General features: G+C 54.4%; 2 protein-coding genes. Both read left to right on the plus strand.

Annotation, left to right across the window (positions count from 1 at the left end; all coding sequences use genetic code 11):
• A partial coding sequence (locus DMG62_23805; protein PYY20264.1) for a glycosyl transferase family 2 occupies window positions 1-1,701 on the plus strand: 1,701 nt, incomplete at its 5' end.
• A 386-nt stretch (window positions 1,702-2,087) separates the two neighbouring features.
• Window positions 2,088-2,755 (plus strand): hypothetical protein (locus DMG62_23810; protein ID PYY20265.1); only part of this gene is annotated, 668 nt, incomplete at its 3' end.

Raw genomic sequence — 2,755 nt, forward strand, 5'->3', positions numbered from 1 at the left:
GAAAAACCTGCAAAGAGAGTATGGAGAAAGCTTCAACAGCAGAAGCCGACGCCCGGGAACTCTGTTGCACAAAGCGAATACCAGCAATGGTTTCAGCGTCATCGCGCGAGTACGCAGGAGTTGCAGCGGATGCGCGTTGAGGCGCGCAGTTTCGTTTCGCAACCGCTCATCAGCATACTCACACCCGTATTCGACACTCCGGTTCCGTGGCTCTGCGAGGCGATCGAGTCTGTGTTAGCGCAAGTTTACGAAAATTGGGAGCTTCTACTGATCGACGATGGATCGACTACTACCGACCTGCTGCGTGCGTTGCCTGCTTTGGCCGCGCGTGACCGGCGGATTCGTCTCGTTAGGCTTGAGAGCCATCAAGGCATCTCGGCCGCATTAAACAAAGGCCTTGATCTCGCCAGCGGCGAGTGGGTCGCATTTCTCGATCATGATGATGTCCTTGAGCCCGATGCTCTTTACCAAAATGTCAGGTTGCTTCAGGAAAATCCCGCAGTCGATCTGATTTATTCAGATGAAGATAAGCTCACGGAGCAGGGTTTCGATTCACCGATACTGAAGCCGGACTGGTCGCCGGACTTCTTTCTGTCCTGCAATTATTTGTGTCACCTGATTTTTTTGCGCCGGGATCTTGTGCGAGAGGTTGGGGGATTCCAACCGGAATTTGATGGCTCACAAGATTACGATCTTCTCCTGCGTGTTAGCGAGCGAACCAACCGAATTCAGCATATTCCGCGGGTGCTCTATCATTGGCGTCGCAGCGACAATTCAAGCGCCAGCGATGTTCGCCAAAAGCCAGGGCAGCTCGAAGCCTCGTGGCGCGCGATCGAAGCTCACCTGAAACGCCGCGGCGAGGCCGCGCATGTCACCGTGGACTGGCGCACCCACGCCTTTTGTGTCAGACGCGAGTTGCTGGAACCCAGAAAAATTTCGGTGATCATTCCGAGTTCCCACGACTCGGAATCGCTCAAGCGATTGATAGAAAACTTGATCAGCAAAACGAGCTATCCGAATTATGACATTGTGGTCCTTCAACTAGGCGACCGGGACAAAGTCCACGACCGTTGCGGAGATTTCCGGGTGCTGCGTTTCCGAGACGCGGCGAATGCTTCAGCAACCAAAAATTACGCGGTGCAACAGACCGACAGCCCGTGGCTCCTGTTTCTGGATCCTGGCGCCGAACCGATCGAAGCCGATTGGCTCACAATCATGGCTGAGCATGTGCAGCGGCCCGAGGTCGGCGCAGTAGGCGCCCGATTGATCAGTCCGAAGGACACGATTGAACATGCTGGTTTCGTTCTTGGCGTGAATGGAATTGCGCAGTCCGCTTTTCACGGTTTCCCTGCAGAACATCCAGGTGTGAACCGTCAGTTGCAGATGATTCGCAACTACAGTGCAGTCTCTGGAGTATGCATGTTGACGCGCCGGGATGTTTTTCAACAGATCGGCGGATTCGATGAGGCGCTCTCGGACGGCTTGGCAGACATCGATCTGTGTCTGAAAATGCGGCGCGCCGGTTATCTGATTGTTTACACCCCATTAGCGAAGCTTTACTCGAATACGCCCGCACGCGAGGAGCGTGACCTCACCAACGAAGCGATTATGCGCCAACGCTGGTCTGACATTTTAGAGCAGGATCCTTATTACAATCCCAATCTTTCTCGGGCACGCGCCGATTTCGTCGTAGGCAAATGACGAACGTTTTTCTAAGTGCTTGCGCCAATAGTTTTGGCAGGAAATTAGATAGAGCCGCGGTAGCGAGGCAATAAGGCCTTCGAAGTAAACAACAGTTGCAAAGCTGACCTTATTACAGGCTGCAGATCGTACACTTACGAGCGGAGCCCCGGTGGTGTTGTTCTTATCCCGCACGATCGCGGTGTAATTGCGCTGTGATGCCTTATCGCTGGCGCACGAATGACGGCGGCATTCTCATTTTTGAAACACAATTTCCCGTAAGACGCCTAATCGCTATCGCAAATAACGCGATCGGCGTGGCGTGAAGTCTCTCCTGCCGTTGGGCAAATTTGCGGTGACCGAGCGAAGTTCGTAAGTGAAGAGAGAACACACCTAAGGCGATTACGATGCGATTCGAAAAGCTCCAGCACATGCATAAATACATTGATGCTCCTCGGCCCGCTCAGGCCGTTTACGATGAGTGCATCTCGATCGCGGGCTGGATTTTTACCGAAGGTCGCGATCCCGCAACGTGTCGAGTGCGCGCGTGGCTTGAGGGCGCCCCGATCGGAGAAACTCGGCTGCTATTTGCGCGTCCGGATGTCTCCAAGTTTATGTCTCTGTCTCACGATGTGCCTACTGGATTCCGTTTCCTAGCCCGCGCGGGTGGGCGGACCGAGGAGTCACGCGATGCTACAATCGAACTGACTGCGTCGTGGAATGAGGATGGCCCTGAATATTTCATTGGCGAAGTGTCCGTTAATCTTGTTCCAGCTCGTCTCCAGAAACGCCATTTTGGTGATGTGGTTTTCCCGTGGCAAGGCAGGGTGCTTCATCGGGAAGACATTTATGGCTCCGGACCGCCAGTGCTGGAACCAGGCGTCGAGATGTTGCGTCTCGTCCTTGATTACCTATCCCCATGCAGTTCCACCGTGGACGTCGGATGCGGAGCAGGTGCCTACGGCCCAGCGCTCATCGCGGCTGGACATCATTGGACCGGCTTGGAAGTTAATCCCGACTGCTTACAATTGCTGGAGCAGCGGGGTTTGCCATATCGCAGAGCGGCGCAACGAAC

Source organism: Acidobacteriota bacterium, from assembly GCA_003225175.1.
Lineage (GTDB): Bacteria > Acidobacteriota > Terriglobia > Terriglobales > Acidobacteriaceae > Gp1-AA112.